At 40.5% G+C, this 17,935-nt stretch carries 12 protein-coding genes and 1 tRNA gene; 7 read left to right on the top strand and 6 right to left on the bottom strand.

Annotated elements, in window-relative coordinates; translation table 11 throughout:
* The first annotated feature begins 942 nt into the window (after positions 1-942).
* The 5 genes from PI95_RS10055 (at position 943) to PI95_RS10035 (ending at position 6,528) form a co-directional block, all read left to right on the top strand.
* Positions 943-2,067 (top strand): HMA2 domain-containing protein, encoded by a 1,125-nt coding sequence (locus PI95_RS10055; RefSeq protein WP_039752447.1) that lies wholly within the window; start codon positions 943-945, stop codon positions 2,065-2,067.
* A 34-nt stretch (positions 2,068-2,101) separates the two neighbouring features.
* The gene (locus tag PI95_RS10050) at positions 2,102-2,914 is read left to right on the top strand and encodes an HMA2 domain-containing protein (RefSeq protein ID WP_052325727.1); all 813 of its coding nucleotides are present in this window, start codon (positions 2,102-2,104) and stop codon (positions 2,912-2,914) included.
* Positions 2,915-3,180: 266 nt separating this feature from the next.
* The gene (locus PI95_RS10045) at positions 3,181-5,415 is read left to right on the top strand and encodes a heavy metal translocating P-type ATPase (protein WP_039752445.1); all 2,235 of its coding nucleotides are present in this window, start codon (positions 3,181-3,183) and stop codon (positions 5,413-5,415) included.
* A gap of 71 nt (positions 5,416-5,486) precedes the next feature.
* A complete protein-coding gene (locus tag PI95_RS10040; RefSeq protein WP_039752444.1) occupies positions 5,487-5,795 on the top strand; it encodes a DUF5132 domain-containing protein in 309 nt (102 codons plus the stop codon).
* A 130-nt stretch (positions 5,796-5,925) separates the two neighbouring features.
* Positions 5,926-6,528: an HMA2 domain-containing protein gene (locus tag PI95_RS10035; protein ID WP_039752443.1), complete on the top strand. Its 603-nt coding sequence runs from the start codon at positions 5,926-5,928 to the stop codon at positions 6,526-6,528.
* A 289-nt stretch (positions 6,529-6,817) separates the two neighbouring features.
* Here the strand turns inward: PI95_RS10035 and PI95_RS10030 are convergent, their stop codons facing one another.
* Complete coding sequence (locus PI95_RS10030; RefSeq protein ID WP_039753878.1) at positions 6,818-9,166, bottom strand: WD40 repeat domain-containing protein; 2,349 nt, start codon at positions 9,164-9,166, stop codon at positions 6,818-6,820.
* Between the two features lie 637 nt (positions 9,167-9,803).
* On the opposite strand from PI95_RS10030, the gene PI95_RS10025 reads away from it, so the two are divergent.
* Both PI95_RS10025 and PI95_RS10020 read left to right on the top strand, forming a co-directional pair.
* Entirely contained in the window at positions 9,804-10,427 is a 624-nt protein-coding gene (locus tag PI95_RS10025) for an HMA2 domain-containing protein (RefSeq protein WP_039752441.1), read from the top strand.
* A 100-nt stretch (positions 10,428-10,527) separates the two neighbouring features.
* Positions 10,528-11,598, top strand: coding sequence for a phosphatase PAP2 family protein (locus tag PI95_RS10020; RefSeq protein ID WP_039752440.1), 1,071 nt, complete (start codon positions 10,528-10,530; stop codon positions 11,596-11,598).
* Positions 11,599-12,029: 431 nt separating this feature from the next.
* Here the strand turns inward: PI95_RS10020 and PI95_RS10015 are convergent, their stop codons facing one another.
* The 5 genes from PI95_RS10015 to PI95_RS09995 all read right to left on the bottom strand — a co-directional run bounded on the left by PI95_RS10015 (position 12,030) and on the right by PI95_RS09995 (position 17,654).
* Complete coding sequence (locus PI95_RS10015) at positions 12,030-13,151, bottom strand: DNA methyltransferase (RefSeq protein WP_039752439.1); 1,122 nt, start codon at positions 13,149-13,151, stop codon at positions 12,030-12,032.
* Positions 13,148-14,521, bottom strand: coding sequence for a DNA double-strand break repair nuclease NurA (locus tag PI95_RS10010; RefSeq protein ID WP_039752438.1), 1,374 nt, complete (start codon positions 14,519-14,521; stop codon positions 13,148-13,150). Before PI95_RS10010 ends, PI95_RS10015 begins: the two co-directional genes overlap by 4 nt.
* Positions 14,522-14,524: 3 nt before the next feature.
* Entirely contained in the window at positions 14,525-16,642 is a 2,118-nt protein-coding gene (locus tag PI95_RS10005) for a helicase HerA domain-containing protein (protein WP_039752437.1), read from the bottom strand.
* A gap of 162 nt (positions 16,643-16,804) precedes the next feature.
* On the bottom strand, positions 16,805-17,257 hold the full coding sequence (locus PI95_RS10000; protein ID WP_039752436.1) for a MerR family transcriptional regulator: 453 nt from the start codon (positions 17,255-17,257) through the stop codon (positions 16,805-16,807).
* A 325-nt stretch (positions 17,258-17,582) separates the two neighbouring features.
* Positions 17,583-17,654 (bottom strand) — tRNA-Cys (locus tag PI95_RS09995).
* Positions 17,655-17,935 lie beyond the last annotated feature (281 nt).

The following is a 17,935-nucleotide window of genomic DNA, read 5'->3' as shown; positions in this document are numbered from 1 at the left end:
CCGCATAATTAGTTATGATTCACACAGTCATTGCACCCCACCCCGATCAGCCCCTCCCCGCTTGCGGGGAGGGGAGACGAAGCGTAGCTTTGGCGGGGTGGGGTTCTTCTGGTTTAATAAGTAATCAACCGGACACGATATAAGTAGAATACATCGACCTGTTATGCTATAACATCGCGATGTTATGTTATTGCATCGCGATGTTATGTTATTGCATCGCGATGTTATGTTATTGCATCGCGATGTTATGTTATTGCATCGCTGTGTTATGTTATTGCATCGCGATGTTATGTTATTGCATCGCCCTGTTATGCTATAACATCGCCCTGTTATATCATGTCGGGTTAGTTGCCTATATTGTAGAGACGTTCCACTGGAACGTCTCTACGACGGTTGCAATGTTTTTATTAATATTAATTAAGCGGACATGATATTATGCTATGGCATTGAGGCGAAATTTGATGAAAAGGCTTTAGCGATCGCCACTTTCTCCTTCTGCGATCGCCTGAAATAGTATTCGGACTTACGCACTCATGTTGCCTTACCAATTGAATTTACGTAGGGGCAATTCATGAAGGGTCCCCTACTTTAATTTTGCGTAAGTCCTAAGTATATTTGCATTTAATAACTCGCAACTTCGGTTAATATCAAAACTGAGCCGCAAACCGAATTAAAACCTCTTTCTAAAGAGTCTCAAGATTAAAAAGTAGAATTATCAGGATATTCAAATAATAATAGTTACAGCTTTACTAGATCTACACCATTTTTTGATTAATTGAACACTACTTTAGACATACTTACTGAGCAAGAATATCAACAGCGAATTCTTAATAATTTTTTATATAAAATAATCCGGAAGAGATAGATTTAACCTGAAAGTTACGTTACATTTAATTTATTGTTAACCTATTGGCTTGATTTAGCTATTGGGTAATGGGGTAAATGACTAAAAGTATCAGCAATCACAAAAAATTAAATCTGTCCGCTAAAATATCACCTGACATCTCTACACAACAAAGCAATGAAGTTAATCAGAGTACAACTAAAACTATAAAACAGTCAACGGGGTTACAGCCCTCAGGTGGCTTGCAAATAGTTCATGTAACTACCGGACGGGTGCGACTTTGCACTACTGACAGTAGTCTTAACTCGATATTAGACAGCATTGCCCAAGATTTACGCTGCTTAGATGGAGTCAGAGAAGTTTGTGTGAATGAGCAAACGGGCAGTTTGATAATTAATTTTGATGAAGATAAGCTGTCATTGCCGCAAATTTTAGCTAAAAACTCGAATTTTGACATCCAACCGCAAGCAAAGTCTGATTCAGCTAGCAATCTAGATCCTTTTGCCGCTTGGAAATCGCTTTCATTTTGGAAAGAACAGGGCATTTCCTTAATTCCCATGATGACAGGCTTGGCGGTAACAAGAGGGTTGGGAATTTATGGCTGGGTATCGATTCCAGTCTACATGATTGCAGCGGATGCAACTCGTGGTGTAATTGGTTATCTTGGTCAACTTTCGACATCAGAAAAAAACAAAAATTATCATTCCAGTTCTGCGATAAAAAGCGACATAAAAGACGAATCGAAATTATCAATCCAAGAAGAAAAGTCAACAAATGTTGATAAACCTAATGAAGTGATAGCACCTGCAAAGATTGACTACAGCGTAGTCCATGCAATTAATGGACGAATTCGGTTGAATGTGCCGAAAATCGCTGTCGATCGCGCTTATGGACGGCGACTTGAGAGATTAGTAAAAAGCGATGCTCAAGTTACAAGCGTGCGAGTAAATTATGATGCAGCATCGATCGCGATCGCTTATCAGCAGAGTGAGATACCATTATCTCATTGGGTGAGTTTGATAGAGTTGGCGCTAGAGACAAAGCCGCCAACATACCAACAATCAGAAATTAGTCAGACTGCGGAAATTACAGAGACAACAACGGCAAATCAAACAAATTTAAAAGTTAGTCAGTCAACATTATCCAGTCCGTGGACTAACCTAAAACCGCCAGCGATGTCTTTCTCCTTAGGTATTATGGCGAACTTACCTTTAGAAACGTAAGACACAGTTTGAAGCGGAATACTCAAGGTAAATTATGGCTGGTTTAACGTTGGAAATGCGATCGCATCTAGATAAAAAACAAGGGCAAATAGTCACAGACGAGATTAATTGCCCAGTAACGCCGCCTGCAAAGGTAGTATATAGCATTACTTATGCACTTCCCGGACAAGTGGGATTTTGCATACCTCAAATTAGCGAAGATCCAAAATATCTGCAACGCCTTCTAACTTTACTTGCCGATGAACCTTTGGTAATAAGTCAGCAAATCAATATCAATAATACTACCGCCGGGTCAATTGTCATTACTTACAATTGTGGTGTAATGTCAGATGTTGAAATGCGATCGCATCTTTGCAATTTGATTCAGTTTGCTGGTAATGTAGAAGTGCTACCAGCAACTGCAAACCAATTCAAATTATACCCAGTTGCCAAGAACCTAGAATCCAGACAGGATACAAAGCCAAAGTCCTCTTTGGATGCGTCAGTGTCTAAAACTAAAAGCAACTCGGTATCCTCTACTCATTCTCAGCCCGTAATTCAACAAACAAAGCAACCGGCAAAAGTAGCTTATAGCGTTGCTCATGCAATTCCCGGAAGAGTGCGGTTTCGCATACCTCGAATTGCCAGCGATCCAAAATATGTCCAACGCTTAAAGGCATTACTCAAATCGGATTCTACAGTTACGAGTGAGCGAGTTAATAGCGCTGCTGTGTCGATTGTCATTACCTATAAAACTGCAATGATGCGGGATTCCCACAAGCGAGTGCAAAGCTTCTTGTCAGCAGCAGTATCCCATCTAGCCAGTCTAATTCAATCTGCCAACGATCCCGCAGCTGCGATAAGTTAGCTAACCCTACTAGCAAAATTTGACAAATAACCTGTTTATAGCTACTCCCTTCCCGCTACAAAATTACCTATCTTCTTTTCCTTCCTCCTTCGTGTACGAGCGTGTCTAGCCTGCGGCAACGGCAAAGCCGAACGCGGTTCGTTAAATAGGTATTCTTCGAGCGGGAAGGGAGTAATCAATCTTGCGGGATTGGTGGCTAATTTGCTTTCTTTACCTCAGCAAAGAGCCTGATTTTCAGTTTCACAATATTGTATCAAAGAAAACTAATGGCAAAAGTAACACTGGAACTACCATCACCCCCAACTCAAGTGACTGTGGTGGAAGGGAATGGTAAAGTTTCTTCAATTGACAGTAATGGACATCAAGGACAGTTTCCCAACGTTACATACAGCGTTGTTCATACAATTCCGGGAAGGCTGCGGTTTCGCGTGCCTCGCTTACGCTGTGATGCAGATTATGCCAAGCGTCTAGAAGTATTGTTAACAGCAGATGCGCTGGTAAAGAATGTCCGTGTCAAGCCGGCGGCAATGTCAGTTGCAGTTACTTATAAATCTGCTAAAGTTGACGATGCGAAAATGCGATCGCACCTTGACGATTTGATTCAGGCTGCAAGTGAAGTAGTCGTGAAAAATACCGTCACATCAACCGATAATGAGACATCTTGGCCCGGTTTACAACTTTCTGCTGTTGCGACTACTTTAGCAGTGTTGGGGGGACCTTTGGGATTACCAATCCCACCGTTAATAGTAGCGCTGCCGATCGCTCTTGCTACTTTACCCGTTGTTCAACGAGCATGGCAAGGTATTACGGTAGAGCGAAAACTGAATATTGACTTTTTGGATTTGATGGCGATCGCTATTACTACCTTCCAAGGTCAATTTCTCACACCATCGCTAATGCTCAGTTTAATTGAAGTCGGCGAAAATATACGCGATCGCACCGCTCGTTCTTCCGCTCAACAAACTTTAGATTTACTTAGTTCTCTGGGACAATTTGTCTGGGTAGAACAAAATGGTGAAAAGGTACAAATTCCCATTCAAGATGTCCAGCGCGGGGATACAGTCATTGTTTACCCTGGCGAACAAGTGCCGATTGATGGTAGCATTTTGCGAGGTAAAGCGCTGCTAGACGAGCAAAAACTAACTGGCGAATCGATGCCAGTCTTGAAAAAGAAGGGACAACCAGTTTTTGCATCAACGCTGGTACGGGAAGGACGAATTTATATTCTCACAGAACGGGTAGGCAATGATACCCGCGCCGGACAGAGCATTAAGTTAATGCAAGAAGCGCCAGTCCACGATACCCGCATGGAAAATTATGCCACGAAATTTGCTCAAAAAGCAGTTGTGCCAACTTTGCTACTTGGTGGGGCAGTATTTGCCGCAACTCGCAATCCCTCACGGGCAGCCAGCGTCTTAACTTTAGACTTTGCTACCGGGATTCGAGTATCAGTCCCAACAACAGTTTTAGCAGCGTTAACTTATGCTGCGCGGCGGGGTATTCTTATCCGTAGCGGACGGGCGTTAGAACAACTAGCAGAAGTTGATACAATTGTCTTTGATAAGACAGGGACACTGACTAAGGGAGAAGTCGATGTTGTCAGTGTAGAAAGTCTCAATCCGGCAACTTCAAGATTGCGGGTATTAGAATTGGCAGCAGCCGCCGAACAGCGTTTAACTCATCCAGTCGCAGAAGCAATTGTTCGCTATGCCGAAGCCGAGCAAGTAGCAATTTTACCGCGTAGCAAGTGGGACTATCAACTAGGTTTGGGCGTGCAAGCTTTGATTGATGGAGAGACAGTTTACGTCGGAAGCGATCGCTTTTTGCGCTTGAGTGGCGTTGACACCGAAGCGCTAAACGGTCAGCAAAAATCAGCAGATTCAGCGATTTATGTAGGCAGCAACGGTCAACTTCAAGGTATTATTAAATATAGCGATCTTCTGCGTCCGGAAAGCCGAGAAGTCATTACAGCACTTTCAAAAGAAGGTGTGGAAATTCACATGCTAACCGGCGATAATAAGCGAACCGCTACCGCTGTTGCTGCTGAACTTGGTATATTGCCATCCGCAACTCACGCAGAAGCTTTTCCAGAACAAAAAGCAACAGTAGTCCGCCAACTGCACGAACAAGGCAAGACAGTTGCATTTGTAGGCGATGGCATCAACGATTCGCCAGCATTAGCCTACGCTGATGTATCCGTATCCTTTGCCAACGGTTCTGAAATAGCCCGCGAGACAGCAGACTTAGTGTTGATGCAAAATGACTTGCATGGTTTATTAGAAGCTATAGCGATCGCTCGTCAAGCCAAGCAATTAATTCGCCAAAACACAGGTCTTGTTGCCATTCCTAACTTAGCGGCAATAGCGATCGCCGTTCTCTTTGGTCTTAACCCCTTAGCCGCAACAGTAGTTAACAATGGTTCAACCGTAGTTGCCGGAGTCAACGGTTTGCGTCCAATTCTTAAAAGTCGCAAGAATAAAACTCTACCATCAGCAAGATGATACAACTATCTTGACAAGAGTACCTTAAAAAGCTTTCCCAGATTTTTTAATTAACCAGGAGGAAATTGAATATGGCACCTAAAATTAGTGATTTCGTGGAAGACGCAGGCGCTCCCGGTATTATAGCCGGAATTGGTGCAGTACTTTTAGCACCTGTTTTGTTGCCGATTGTAGCTGGAGTTGGTAAACCCTTAGTCAAGTCAGTCATCAAAGGTGGAATTGGTCTTTATGAAAGAAGCAAAGGAACCATTGCAGAAATGGGGGAAACCTGGGAAGACATGGTAGCCGAAGCGAGAGCGGAACTTGCTGAAGAAAAACAAACCCCAGCGTTTGAAGCTAGTGCCACCCATGCGGATAATGTCCCAGATAATGGTGCATAATTCCTGAAAAAGATAGGGGTGTAAACTCCTCAAGAATCCCGGTTTCTTCAACAATCCCGGTTTCTTGAAGAAACCGGGATTCTGAGACTTGCAAAAAACCCACCATAGTACAAGTCAAAAAGGCAATTGCATGTTAACAAATGGTTATAGCACTTCCAATAAAATGCCGGAAATTATAGACAAAGCCAGCTTAAAAACACCAGTAAAACCGATATCCACAAAAGTTGTCAGTTCGACTCCCGGAAGATTGCGATTGAGAGTAGCTCATTCCCATCGTCAAGTAGAAAAGATGCAACACATCGCCGATGTTTTGTCAGCAAATTCTCACATAAATCAAGTTAAAACTAATGTTTCTCATGGCAGTATTGTCATCAATCACGACGGTGAAGATGGCAGCCTAGAAAATGTGCTAGCGACACTTAAAGATTTAGGAATAATTTTTGCCGATGTTACCGAGGGTAACACCGAAGCAGCAGCAGGAATATCATCAGCGGTTGTTGACTTAAACCAGCGTGTCAAACAGTCAACGCATGGTGCTATCGATCTGCGGTTTCTTTTTCCTTTAGGATTAGCTAGTCTTTCGCTGCGGCAATTACTTAATAAAGGCTTGCAAATAGAAACTATTCCCTGGTATGTTTTAGCATGGTATGCTTTTGATAGCTTTATCAAGTTGCACGGAACTAGCCAAAAACAATCAACAAACGATTCAAAGGGTGTAGGGGGTAGGGGGTAGGGTGTGGGGAACCCACGTTTTAAAACGTGGGATTGGAGCAGTGATGCCGTTTTTCTCGCGCTACGCGTCCCCTTAAAACATCTTTTTTTTAAATGGGCTTTAAACCCACATGCGTAAGTTTTTATTTAAACCCCTACACCCCACACCCAACACCCCACACCCTTGGGCTGAACCTGGACAAAAATGGACAGCCAACATCTGTAAAATGTCGTGGGGGATCGAGGATCTAGTAAACAAGGCTGTCCATTTTTGTCTATTGTTTGTGAAACCCTATTCTTTGTAAAAAAGCTTAGTTAAACCGCCAAATTTTGATGGTTTTATCAGAACTACCACTAGCAAGAAATTGACCATTAGGACTAATAGCAATAGAGTTTACTGCCCCAGAGTGTTCTGTGAGAGTTTGTAGTAACTCTCCCGTGCGTAAAAGCCAAATTTTGATGGTTTTGTCTGCGCTACCGCTAAAGAGAATTTCTCCATCAGGACTAACAGCTAACGATCTTACCTCTTGTGAATGTCCAGTCAAAGTGTGCAGCACTTTACCTGTAGCTAGATGCCAAATTTTGATGGTTTTGTCTGCGCTACCGCTAAAGAGAATTTCTCCATCAGGACTAATGATTACTGATTTCACCTCACCTGAATGTCCGTTAAGGGTGCGTAATGGATCTCCGGTGCGTGGGTTCCACAGCCTAATTTTGTTGTCAGAACTAGCACTAGCGAGGATTGTACCATCGGGACTGATAGCAGCGGCATTAACTGCGGATGAATGCCAAAGGGTACAAATGCGATCGCCTTTATGTAAGTTCCAAATTTTGATTTTATTACTGCCGCTAGCCAGAATTTGTCCGTCAGGACTGATTGCGATGCAGTTAACCGGTTTTTGATGTCCTAAGAGAGTGTGAAGTAATTTCCGAGAATTGAGGTTCCATACTTTGACATTACTTTTGGGATGTTGGCAACTACCAACAGCGAGAAAATGTCCATCGGAACTAATAGCAACAGAGGAAATTTCTCCTAAATCTTCTGTGAGGGTGCGGATAAGTTTGCCGGTGTTGAGATTCCATACTTTGATGGTTTTATCCGCACACCCGCTAACTAAAGTCTCATTATCAGGACTAATGACGACAGATGTCACTTTTTCTGAATGTCCAGTTAAAGTGTGGCTGAGGATAACATGTTCTAGTGTAACTTGGTGTTTGAGGTTGGCGACGCAATTCAAAATTGACTCAACATCAGCAATACTCTGACTATCACCGACTGCGATAAAATATTCTCTTAACTTTTTGACATATTCCTCATCTTTAATGCTGACGGCTGATTGCATTGCCTGAAGCGGATTGATAGAATGTTGTGGTGATATTTGGTGTAGTTGCAACCATGTATTCACAGAATAATTGAGCTGTTCGTTTGCCCAAGAGCGTAGTTTACCGCCGTAGGCATCGCTTAAATGAGATAAACTCTGAGCTAATTGCAAAGCCAATTCTGGAATCCAGTAACAACGCTCATTTTCCAGAGCTTGGTAAACTTGTTTGTAACCAGAGGCGATAACCTCTACTGATTGTAAATCAAAAGTATCTGACAGCAAACTCGGCAGCAACTCTGGTAGTAGCGGAGGTACATCGCGATCGACCAGGTGGTAAGCATCCGCTACCCACCCAGCAACCAAACAGTGATAGGTAATCAAAACTTGGCAAAGTTTTTCAAAGTCTTGACGATTGACTTGATATTGTAAGGATAACTTACTAATATCAATTCCTTTAGCATTCCATTTTTCTACCTTCTCTAAAATTGCTAAATTAACAACATTATCCTTACCAATATGATTAATATCCTCTAAACTTTCTCCTAATGCTATCAGTTCATCTCTAATTTTTTTCCATTCTAAGGCTCGGATTTTAGCAGACTCTTCCAAAATTTGTCGATAAGGTAAACGAGCGATCGTTTTATAGTAATAATTATTTTGTCCCAAACCCCAGTAAGCGATACGAAAATTTAAATAATCTCCATCCTTTTCTGACTCTAAAATCAAAATAGGCTCTGTTTTCAACATTCCAAACAGAGCCTTAATACTTGATTCACTGTGAAAACGTTTACTGTCCCAAGCTCCTGCTAAAAACTCTGTTGGTCTAACTGGACTGTGTAGAGAGTAATGCTTGTTGAGGAAATCTCGTAATCCTTCAGCTAACGTTAACTCAATTTGAGGAATTCTTTCATCTCTATTATCGTCAAATTGGTCAAAATGTACTTGAGGAGGAGCGATAAAGATTTTTAGTGGAGTCCGTCCATAATTGGTGCGATCTAAAATTTGTGAAGGGTATAATCTTAAAGACCAGTTATCAAGAATTTTATTGACTTCTGGCAACTTGAGTGCTGTTTCTCGCTCTTGCGCGGCTATTCTTAATCGCGTCTCGCGATCGTAAGCTACTAATTGCTGTTGGAGAATTCTTTCTTGTTCAAAATCTTCAACATCACTACTTTTTTGAACTGAAGTATTTAGAGCTTTAAGTAATTCGGGAATTGCCTCAATCGGTTGATATTTACTCAAAGATAGACTCGCTTGACTTCTCTTTTGTACTAACTCTGCAAGAACAGGTGCAAACTCTACTACCAGTTGAATTAGTAACCCTAACCCTTGTTGCATAAACATATACCTAGGCATTAAATAAAATAAATAAGCAACGCTTGCATGAAATCAGGACAATACTCTTATCCAGGAAATTCATACATACTCTCGATCTTACTACTTGAGAGTATAGTAACCCAACCGTGAAAAGTTAAAAGCCTTACATGTCAATCCGTTTATGTACTGAACTATCTGTAAATAAAAATGATAATTATCTAAGAGGGGGAGATACGAGCATTTATCAGAAAGGCAGCTATGCTGAGAGGATGTTTGGAAAGTCGCAAAGTTTACAAAAAGATCCCTCTCCAAACCTCTCACGCCACATCGCTCAACGGGGGGGAACCCCCGCACGCGAGTGGCTCCCCCACGGGGGGAGAGGCTTTGAAACCCCCCTTCCCTCTTAGGGAAGGGGGGCTAGGGGGGTTAGGTCTCTTTGTCAAATCTAATACTTTCACTCGCATCCTCTGAGGGCAGTGTTAAAGAAACTTAATTAACCTAATAGCAGCGACTAGATTCACTACGGGGATAGATGTTTTCACACAGAAGAATAGCTATGAATAAAGTGAACTGAATGCAGTTCAATAAAACGTCTTAGAACATCAATCAAAAACTTTATAACCCTCGGTTATGTTTTTTTAAATAAAAATATGACAGTATGACTTCTAGAAAACGGTCTAATTCTGACAAAAGTGCTATTGTTAACCTGCCTTTAGCACCGGAAAGAACAACTAAAAGCGTAGCTAATAAAACAGTGCCACCCCAAAAGATTTTCTATAGCATTGTCCATGCAATTCCTGGGCGCATACGTTTTCGTATTCCTCTGTTAGCCATAGATTCTGAGTATGCTAATAAACTCAAATTAGCGATCGAATCTGACCCAAGGGTTACAAATGTCCGTGCTAACCCGGTAGCTGCATCGATTGTCATCAATTATCAAGTAGGCGTAATTTCAGATAATCAAATGCGCGAGCATCTGATCAGTCTGATTCAAACTGCCCAAGATGTGGTTGTGCCAAAACAGGTAACGGCAAAATCAATTATCTTAACCATCTTTGATGCTGTAATTAACTTAATTGACAGTACACGCAACATCAACCAAGCGCGTAATGCCATTGTACATCAAAGGTTTAGGACAGACGTTTGGGAACGGATACTTTCTACCTCAAGAACCATAATCAAGAGGCTAAAATCTGCCACCATATTTATCTTGCCCAACAAGCGAAGGCAATTGCACAGCAATGTCAAGGTGGACTCACAGCGTTTGAAACTGCAACCTTGAGCGCGAAGCTGACGTTGTGTAGCTGCCAACACAGCGATCGTTGACATTAAGGTATCACCTGTTAAATTCAGATACGGTTTGACATCAATTAAGTAAAAAAATGGGTACTCCTCATTTGCATAAACTTCTTAATCAAAATCATTTGGTTCAAGCAATACATACTGCTGTTAAAGGAAGAGCTAGATATAAGGTAAATGGGCTTCATTATTCGGAAGCTTTCAAAAGATATCTTGAATCGAGATTATTAGAGCAGGAAATAATCTTGCAAGCTCGTGCTAATAGTTACACAGGAAACGTTCTTGTTATTTTCCATCCAGATAAGAGTTTAAAGGCGATCGCGCTGCTCATTCAAGAAATTGTCTTAGATTATCGGAAAAAATGCAGTAAATCACTTGCTGCCACACAAAGCCAATCAGTTGCCGCAGTCATTAAAGACAGTAATTTGCATTTTTTTGATACTAAAGAAAATACTGCTTTCCAAAAGGGTAATAACCGAAACATATTTGATTTTGCCAGATATCAAATATCCATGCAACGACAATTAGACCAAACAGGCAGTCAATTTATTCCGGTATTGGGGGCTGTTTGCGCCCTTGTATGCGGCACCGGACTGTTGTACGCATATAATCTTGACGAAGCCATTTTGCTCTCGATCCAGAAGCTGCATACACCACTGCTCGATCGCCTGTTGCTTAGTATCACTTTTCTGGGCGATCCGCTCTTTATGCTGATATCTTCTTTCGGGCTAGCAATTAGTCCCTTATATCATAATCGTCGCTGGCAAGCAACTATCTTGGGTATAGCTGGAGTCGGTGCAATCTTGCTAAATTGTTTGATGAAAATATTATTTGGTAGAGCGCGTCCAGCACTGTGGAAGCATATTATTAATGTGGGTCAACACAGTTTCCCCAGCGGTCATGCAATGGTTTCAATAGTGATTTACGGTTTTACCGGCTATATTCTGGCTCTTGAGTTTCCTCAATGGCGCTTGCGGATTTATGCTTTGACAGTTGTCTTAATTGCTGCGATCGGTTTCAGTCGGCTTTATCTTGGAGTACATTGGCTGACTGATGTGACAGCTGGCTATGCGGCAGGTTTAGTGTGGTTGATTGTTTGTATTCTTAGTTTGGAATCGCAGCAAAAAAAGCGATCGTTACTAGAAGCAGGCTGATCGGTAGGTTCTCCCCCAAGGCTATTTCATTATTTCTACCCGATCAAAAGCTTGCCTTGACTTTTTGAATTAAGGCGATCGCTTTTGTTTTTGCCTTTCGTACCAACTTGCGCTCAAAATCTGGCGTTTGATAAACTTCCTGGGGGTTGATGCTGATAGGTTAGAGCAAATCAAGCACCTGCTGGGGTGGGAATGAAAATGGAGCCAATTCGGTTATGTGCAGCTTATTATGCCGAGTCGCCTTGTCACAAAATTGAATAGCAGTTTAAGGATATCCAGGGGTGTAAGCGGCGTCAGTTACGGCTACTTTCGGAATGTCCAAATTGTAGTGCTAGGTTCAAGGTTCCGGCGTTGTGGGTGGATGGTTGGTGTCAGCGGTGTTTTATGCCGTTTAAAAATATGCCTTACTTGCAAAAACCTTACTAAATATCTCAAGACTGCATAATAATATCAATTTCACCAGGTTTTTTTGATTTATCACCAAATAAGGCTGTTTGTGTATTCTTTTTATATGGTTGAGACACTATTTGAATAGATTTTTCAGGGAATACTTCACGCAATACTTCCAATGTAGTTTGTTTGGTAAAATCCCTCGCATCAGTTCTGACATATACCGTTGCTTTGCTATCCATAATTTCAGCACATTGGCTGAATACTTGTTCCAATAGTTCACGATATGCAGTTTTGGATTCAAATCGATTTTGCCATTTATCACTAATCCAAATAGGTGTATCTGGGCTACCAAGCATCCACAAACGTAGCCATTGGTCATAGTGGTAATTGGTTAGCTTGTAATATGGAGGAGATGTAAATAGAAGATTAAAAGGTTTTTGTATACTGCAAGAAACTTTATTTTTTAGTTTATCAATTAGAGAAGTGCTATCTCCCAGTATAACTTTGCCATTTATTAAGTTAGGAATTCCCTTAGCATAACGCCATTCAACACGTTTTAGTAAATACTCAACTGGGTCTAGTTCTGGAGGTGTTAGCTGTTTTTTTTTCCACCAATTGATTGAATAATCTGGACTCATAGATTTGCCTTGGCGCATCTGATTTGATAGTGATTGCTCTCTCCTTCCATGTAGGTGAACTAATATTATAGACATGAGCGTTGCGTCAACTCTACTACTCTTCCAACAAAGTTCATCACGAGCAGCCAATAAATAACCCAGTACATTTGGCGAATAACAAAAATGAAAAAACTCCGGCAGAGCTTCTAATCGTTGCCTTTCAATAGAACTAGCTAAACTACCAATATTTTTAATTCTTTTAATGACATTAACTTTTAATGCTGGTTTCAGTTTTACAAAACCATAAAGCCAACCAACAGGATTGATTTCAATACCAATACCTGAGCGTTCCATTGCTGCTGCTGCATAAACACTTGATGCACGGCCTGCGAATGGATCTATAATTGCATCTCCAGGCTTTGAATAGTTTTCAACAACATGAAATGCAAACTCTTTAGGAAACATAGCGTAGTATGGGCCTAAGCCCGACCATCTACCTATGGCTGTACTTAAGCTTAGTTTATTGGTGGCTTCATTAATCATCTTCCATTGTCCGCCATAAGTTCTTTTGCAAGTTTTTCTAAAACTTTATTACCAAGACGGAGAGGAATAGCAGCTTCTGCATTTGCTGAAACTAAAGGAACCAGTGCATTAGGGAAACGAGAAGAAACCAACTTATCTAAAAGTCCTACTGCATCTGCAAGACGTGGATAATGAGATTGTTCAGCTTGAGTCAAATCTCTATGTTGAGGAGCAAGAAAAGGTAAAGTCACTACAAGACGCGCTCCACATTTAGTTTTATAAAAAAACTTGCGTCCAAAGTAAGTAGCATCACCATAAGGTCTTGTGCTATCAGAAAAAATAATATTTTGTTTGATGTATGAGTCTGTTAATAAGCCAACTGATTGACAGGGAAAGTTCCCAAAGCCACCATTTTCTTTTCTGTCCAAATTTTCAAAATGTTCTACAAAGGTTCCTGTTTTTTCTACTCCAAGGATAAGAATATCTTTTCCCTCTGTAAATCGCTTGGCTACAGTATTAATCCGACATAATTCTTGATATATAGCTTGACTAATCCATGCTGGTTGTCCAAAAACAGCTAATTGTCCATCTAAGATAATTGCTAACCTACGTAAACTAGAAAGCCATTTTTTAGACTCTAATGTTCTTAAAATATGTACCATCCACAATCGTTCCCAGACTTGCATTATCTCACCAAATATAGCACCATTAGTCCCTGCCGGATTCATCCTTTCATGTATACGTAAAGCATCAGTAGAATATAAAGAACGTGCTAGTTCACATGAGCAAGTATATTGACCGTCCCCTCGCAAATAATCATTTTTTTGTGGACAATCTTCGTAAGGACACTTTTGAGTTTGCCCTGTTTGGTCTGTTGTGGGTTTATATTTTAAAAGGGCTTCATAAGTATCTAGTAAAGATTCCCCATCTTCACACATTCTTACTGCGCTTAAAACCTCAAAGATTGATTTTCTTAGTGAGTCTTTAGCTGATTTTTCGCCTTCACTAATCACATTACAACCTGGCAAAGCGCAATCAATAGACTCAGCTTTTTCTATCGTTTTAAATTCTTTGGGATTAACAGGGCGCTGTTGATCAAGCTTTTGCATCTTGGCAACATCCAAAATTACGCAAGCTACCGTAACATAAGATGCTTCTGCTCCAGGAAAGCCATTTTTGATATTAACCTCAGCATGGCTACCATCTATTGCTATTAATCGCTCTGGTATCCAATCACCTGCTTGAATTTGTATTGGTTGGAGTATTTGTAGAGAGTTGGTATTATCAGATGGAGTTCTAACTTTGTAGCTACCGAGTAACTTTTGAACACGTTCACTTTCTACAAGACGACGTAAAGGTTTATATTGTGCGAATTCTCCTTCGTATGGCACTGTCTATACCTCAAACTTTTTAATTTGTACTGGAATAACAAAAAGATTGCTTAGTGTTTTAACTCGAAGAAATCCTTTGTCTTGAGCGCGACGTATTGATGACTCAAAATCTTCAAAGTCGTAGTATTTACGGAGTTCTCTAGTCTCGTCTGTATTATTGAGATGTCCAATAAACCAGTTTGCTGTATTCTTGAGAATATTCTTTTGGATACTACTCACTTCTTGAGTAGCGTATACCATGCCAATGTGATATTTTGCTCCCTCTTTTGCTGTGCGTACCCACACATCTTTCAAATCCATATCTGTTCCTGCTGGCAAAAGGTTATGAGCTTCTTCTAAGTAAATAATTATTTCGGGTATATTTTTGTCTGCTTGGCGAAAGAGGCTTTGGTTTTCACGAAAAATATGCCACATTAATCTATCAGCAGATGATTTATTAATATCTGGTTCGCCACTGGATTGGTCAATAATTACTAATTTTCCATCTTTCAAATGTTGATATATTTCCACTACATAATCAGTGGTTGTAGTACTGGTGTGTTGATTACGGACTTTGCCAATTTGTCTAGAACCGTTAGGACGAACAAACATTTCGAGCAGTTTTTTTAAATCTTCATCTGCCCAAGGATCTCCAGAGGCTTTTGGGCGTTCTGTTATATACCAGTTCTCAAACTCCTGATAACTACCACCTTTATCAGTCATGAAATTGTAAAGATACTCAAATGCTGTTGCCAACTCTGACCATGTAGGTTTTTCTTTCTGAAGAATTTTCGCAGCTGACTCATAATTAGCATTTAAAATGTGTCTCTCACCAGTATCACCTACTATTACTGCACTTTCTTCTAAAGCTGATATCAGTTCTTGATTAAATAACTTTTTAGTTTCCGGTTGAATATTTTTAGGCGCTTCAAAACCTGCTTTTTTGAGCAAAGCCCGGTAAACTAGTACACGACGTTTATATCTTGTCATAGCCCTGTAGTCATTTTCATCAGGTTGCTCAAAAACTACCTGTCGAAAATTTTGAATGTATTTTGAACCATCAGAAACTAAGGTAGCATCAATAATTTCCTTGCCGATTTTAAGATTTTGTTCAACAAAAAAATTCAAAAGCATCAACTTACGTTTTGGGTCGTTTTTATGCGGCAAAATTCCATATGTTACAACATCTTCTTCTTTGCCAAAAAAATGAGACTTCCATACGTTCTTTATTGCTGAAGGATTTTTCTGTTGGTTTGCATCTTGTTCATTTTCATTCGCGTATTCACCATTTGGGTCAAAAACTATCTGACCTATACGAAGTGGATGCTCATTTGAAAATCTCAAATTAAAAACAGACTGAATAATAATTTTTGTAGTATTCGATTTCCCAGTTCTAGTCATACCAAACAAAGCTGTTTTTTGCCCAAGTAAATCTTCTGGGATAAGCTCAACTTCTACATCTGACACACCCTGAAATGAACGATTAGTTGATGCGTAACGTATTTTACCCACAATAACGGATTGATTAGTTTGTTGTTTTTTACGGTCTGGCTCTCGATAATTGACTATAAGCGATAAAGCTTTGCTATTAGGTTTGTAAACTTTCAAACCTCTATTTGGATAGTAATTAGAAATGTCACTACCAAAACGCAAGACTAAAGAATCATCTGCTCCCATCTCAGATGCTTGATCTAAAAAGAAAGTACCAATGACTTTGCACTTAACACCAGCAAAAGACAAGAGATTATTAGTTTGTCCATCCATCATATTATCCCAGTGTGCATACTCTTCTGCACTCGCTCTTTGAGCAGCCTCCACTCTAATCCGTTCAGCTTCTGGAGCGTTCGGAAGTGGAGCTGCATCCATAACACGTAAAAGCAGAACAGATGCGTCTTCCGTTTTATAGTCAATAGATTCTTCTGGATTGACACGAGTAGCAATGAGAAAGCTTAGACTAGGAATTCCCCCTACTTGCTGGCGGTAGTGATCGTGTATTTGAACTAAGGCAGTTTCGTAGCTAATGGAGTAAATTTCTCCCACATATTGTTTCGTCTGAATTATTGTTGTAAAGATTTCTTTCGCTGTTTTTTCAGCAGATTTATCTTGGTCTTCTTGAAATGCCTTTTCTAATTCTGAAGTCATGCAGTTACAATTCCTCTTTTATTACAGAACTAAACAATTCATCCGGGAGTTTACAAGTTAAACGTAAGCTTTCCACTTTCTTAGTCTTCCCATTAAACTATTTCTAGATTTCATTCAGATTAATTAAAATTAACAGCTAACCATTGAAATATGCAATTATTTTTACTTTTTCAACCTGCTTGCTACCAACTGATAAATCACATCTAACCATACAGGAATGACTGGTTTACCTGCAACTACGGAAGCGATCGCTTTTTCTCTGTCAAACTCCACAAGGGAAAGCATCAGCCCTGTTCCTCCCTTAGCAGCTTTTTCTCCCACTACTCCCAACAACATAAAACGCTTTCCCTGACCAGATTTAAACAACTCCGGCTCCTTGTCTTTCAGGGTTTTGACCGTTTCACCAGCTAAATCAAAACTCAACCCAGCAGACAAAAAATATACCATCACAGCCAATTCCACCAAATTGGCTTTTGAGTAATAAATACTACGCCCAGTTCCCGTTTCACTGATAACAGGAACAATAACTCCCTTCTCTCGCCAGTATTGTAGCTGACGCAGGGTACAGCCTGTTATTTCAGCCGCTTGTTTGCTCGTAAAAAATGTGTCCTGCATGAAATAATTTTACATATGGCTTTTTATAAAACAAAAATGTTATTATTGAACATAAAATGTTTTAACAGGACATGAGCCAAATCACGATTCAGTGCCGTTTGGTTGCCATTGAGACGCGACTCAGTTTTCCCAACTTCGCGTTCGCGTCCTTAATGTCCGAGTCGTTAATCATTAAAATGTACTTAAAACTGTCTGCGCTTATATGCGCTTTCCTGCTCGGTATTGTGTGAAAATGCACTTCATAGCAAGCGGTGGGAGGACTTATAACAAATAAGCCACAAATAAAATTATGGCTCAAAATGCTTGTGCGTTGGTTTTTCTTAAAAGGCGCCACCCGGATTTGAACCGGGGGATAAAGGTTTTGCAGACCTCTGCCTTACCACTTGGCTATGGCGCCGCATTTATATTTACTGCTTGTCTACTATATATGCTTTTTTTTGAATAGCAGTTGAGTAGCCATGCGAAATCAGTTTTTAACCATTGTAGTGCAATTCTACATCTATAACAACAGCAGTTGCAAAGAGGATTTGGCTAAGAATAGCTAGTCGCTACTCGAATTAAGGCGATCGCTCTCTTAAGCCGACAAGCTTTGCGTAAGTCCTATTCTAATATGTTTCGTGCTGCGTTCTATATTTCTATCGCAGGCGGGAGGCGCAATCAGCACAACTATGTCTTCTG

Origin of the sequence: Hassallia byssoidea VB512170 (assembly GCF_000817785.2) — a bacterium.
GTDB lineage: Bacteria > Cyanobacteriota > Cyanobacteriia > Cyanobacteriales > Nostocaceae > Hassallia > Hassallia carrinoi.
Note: the sequence above shows the minus strand (reverse complement) of the source record. Positions and strands in the feature narration are given on the sequence as shown.

What these genes read in the sequence shown, in the direction of transcription:
- PI95_RS10050 (WP_052325727.1), top strand. Translation starts at nt 2,102, where the DNA reads ATGGCTGGTTTAACGTTGGAAATGCGATCGCATCTAGATAAAAAACAA.
- PI95_RS10000 (WP_039752436.1), bottom strand. Translation starts at nt 17,257, where the DNA reads ATGCAGGACACATTTTTTACGAGCAAACAAGCGGCTGAAATAACAGGC.
- PI95_RS10045 (WP_039752445.1), top strand. Translation starts at nt 3,181, where the DNA reads ATGGCAAAAGTAACACTGGAACTACCATCACCCCCAACTCAAGTGACT.
- PI95_RS10005 (WP_039752437.1), bottom strand. Translation starts at nt 16,642, where the DNA reads ATGACTTCAGAATTAGAAAAGGCATTTCAAGAAGACCAAGATAAATCT.
- PI95_RS10055 (WP_039752447.1), top strand. Translation starts at nt 943, where the DNA reads ATGACTAAAAGTATCAGCAATCACAAAAAATTAAATCTGTCCGCTAAA.
- PI95_RS10030 (WP_039753878.1), bottom strand. Translation starts at nt 9,166, where the DNA reads ATGCAACAAGGGTTAGGGTTACTAATTCAACTGGTAGTAGAGTTTGCA.
- PI95_RS10035 (WP_039752443.1), top strand. Translation starts at nt 5,926, where the DNA reads ATGTTAACAAATGGTTATAGCACTTCCAATAAAATGCCGGAAATTATA.
- PI95_RS10025 (WP_039752441.1), top strand. Translation starts at nt 9,804, where the DNA reads ATGACTTCTAGAAAACGGTCTAATTCTGACAAAAGTGCTATTGTTAAC.
- PI95_RS10015 (WP_039752439.1), bottom strand. Translation starts at nt 13,151, where the DNA reads ATGATTAATGAAGCCACCAATAAACTAAGCTTAAGTACAGCCATAGGT.
- PI95_RS10020 (WP_039752440.1), top strand. Translation starts at nt 10,528, where the DNA reads ATGGGTACTCCTCATTTGCATAAACTTCTTAATCAAAATCATTTGGTT.
- PI95_RS10040 (WP_039752444.1), top strand. Translation starts at nt 5,487, where the DNA reads ATGGCACCTAAAATTAGTGATTTCGTGGAAGACGCAGGCGCTCCCGGT.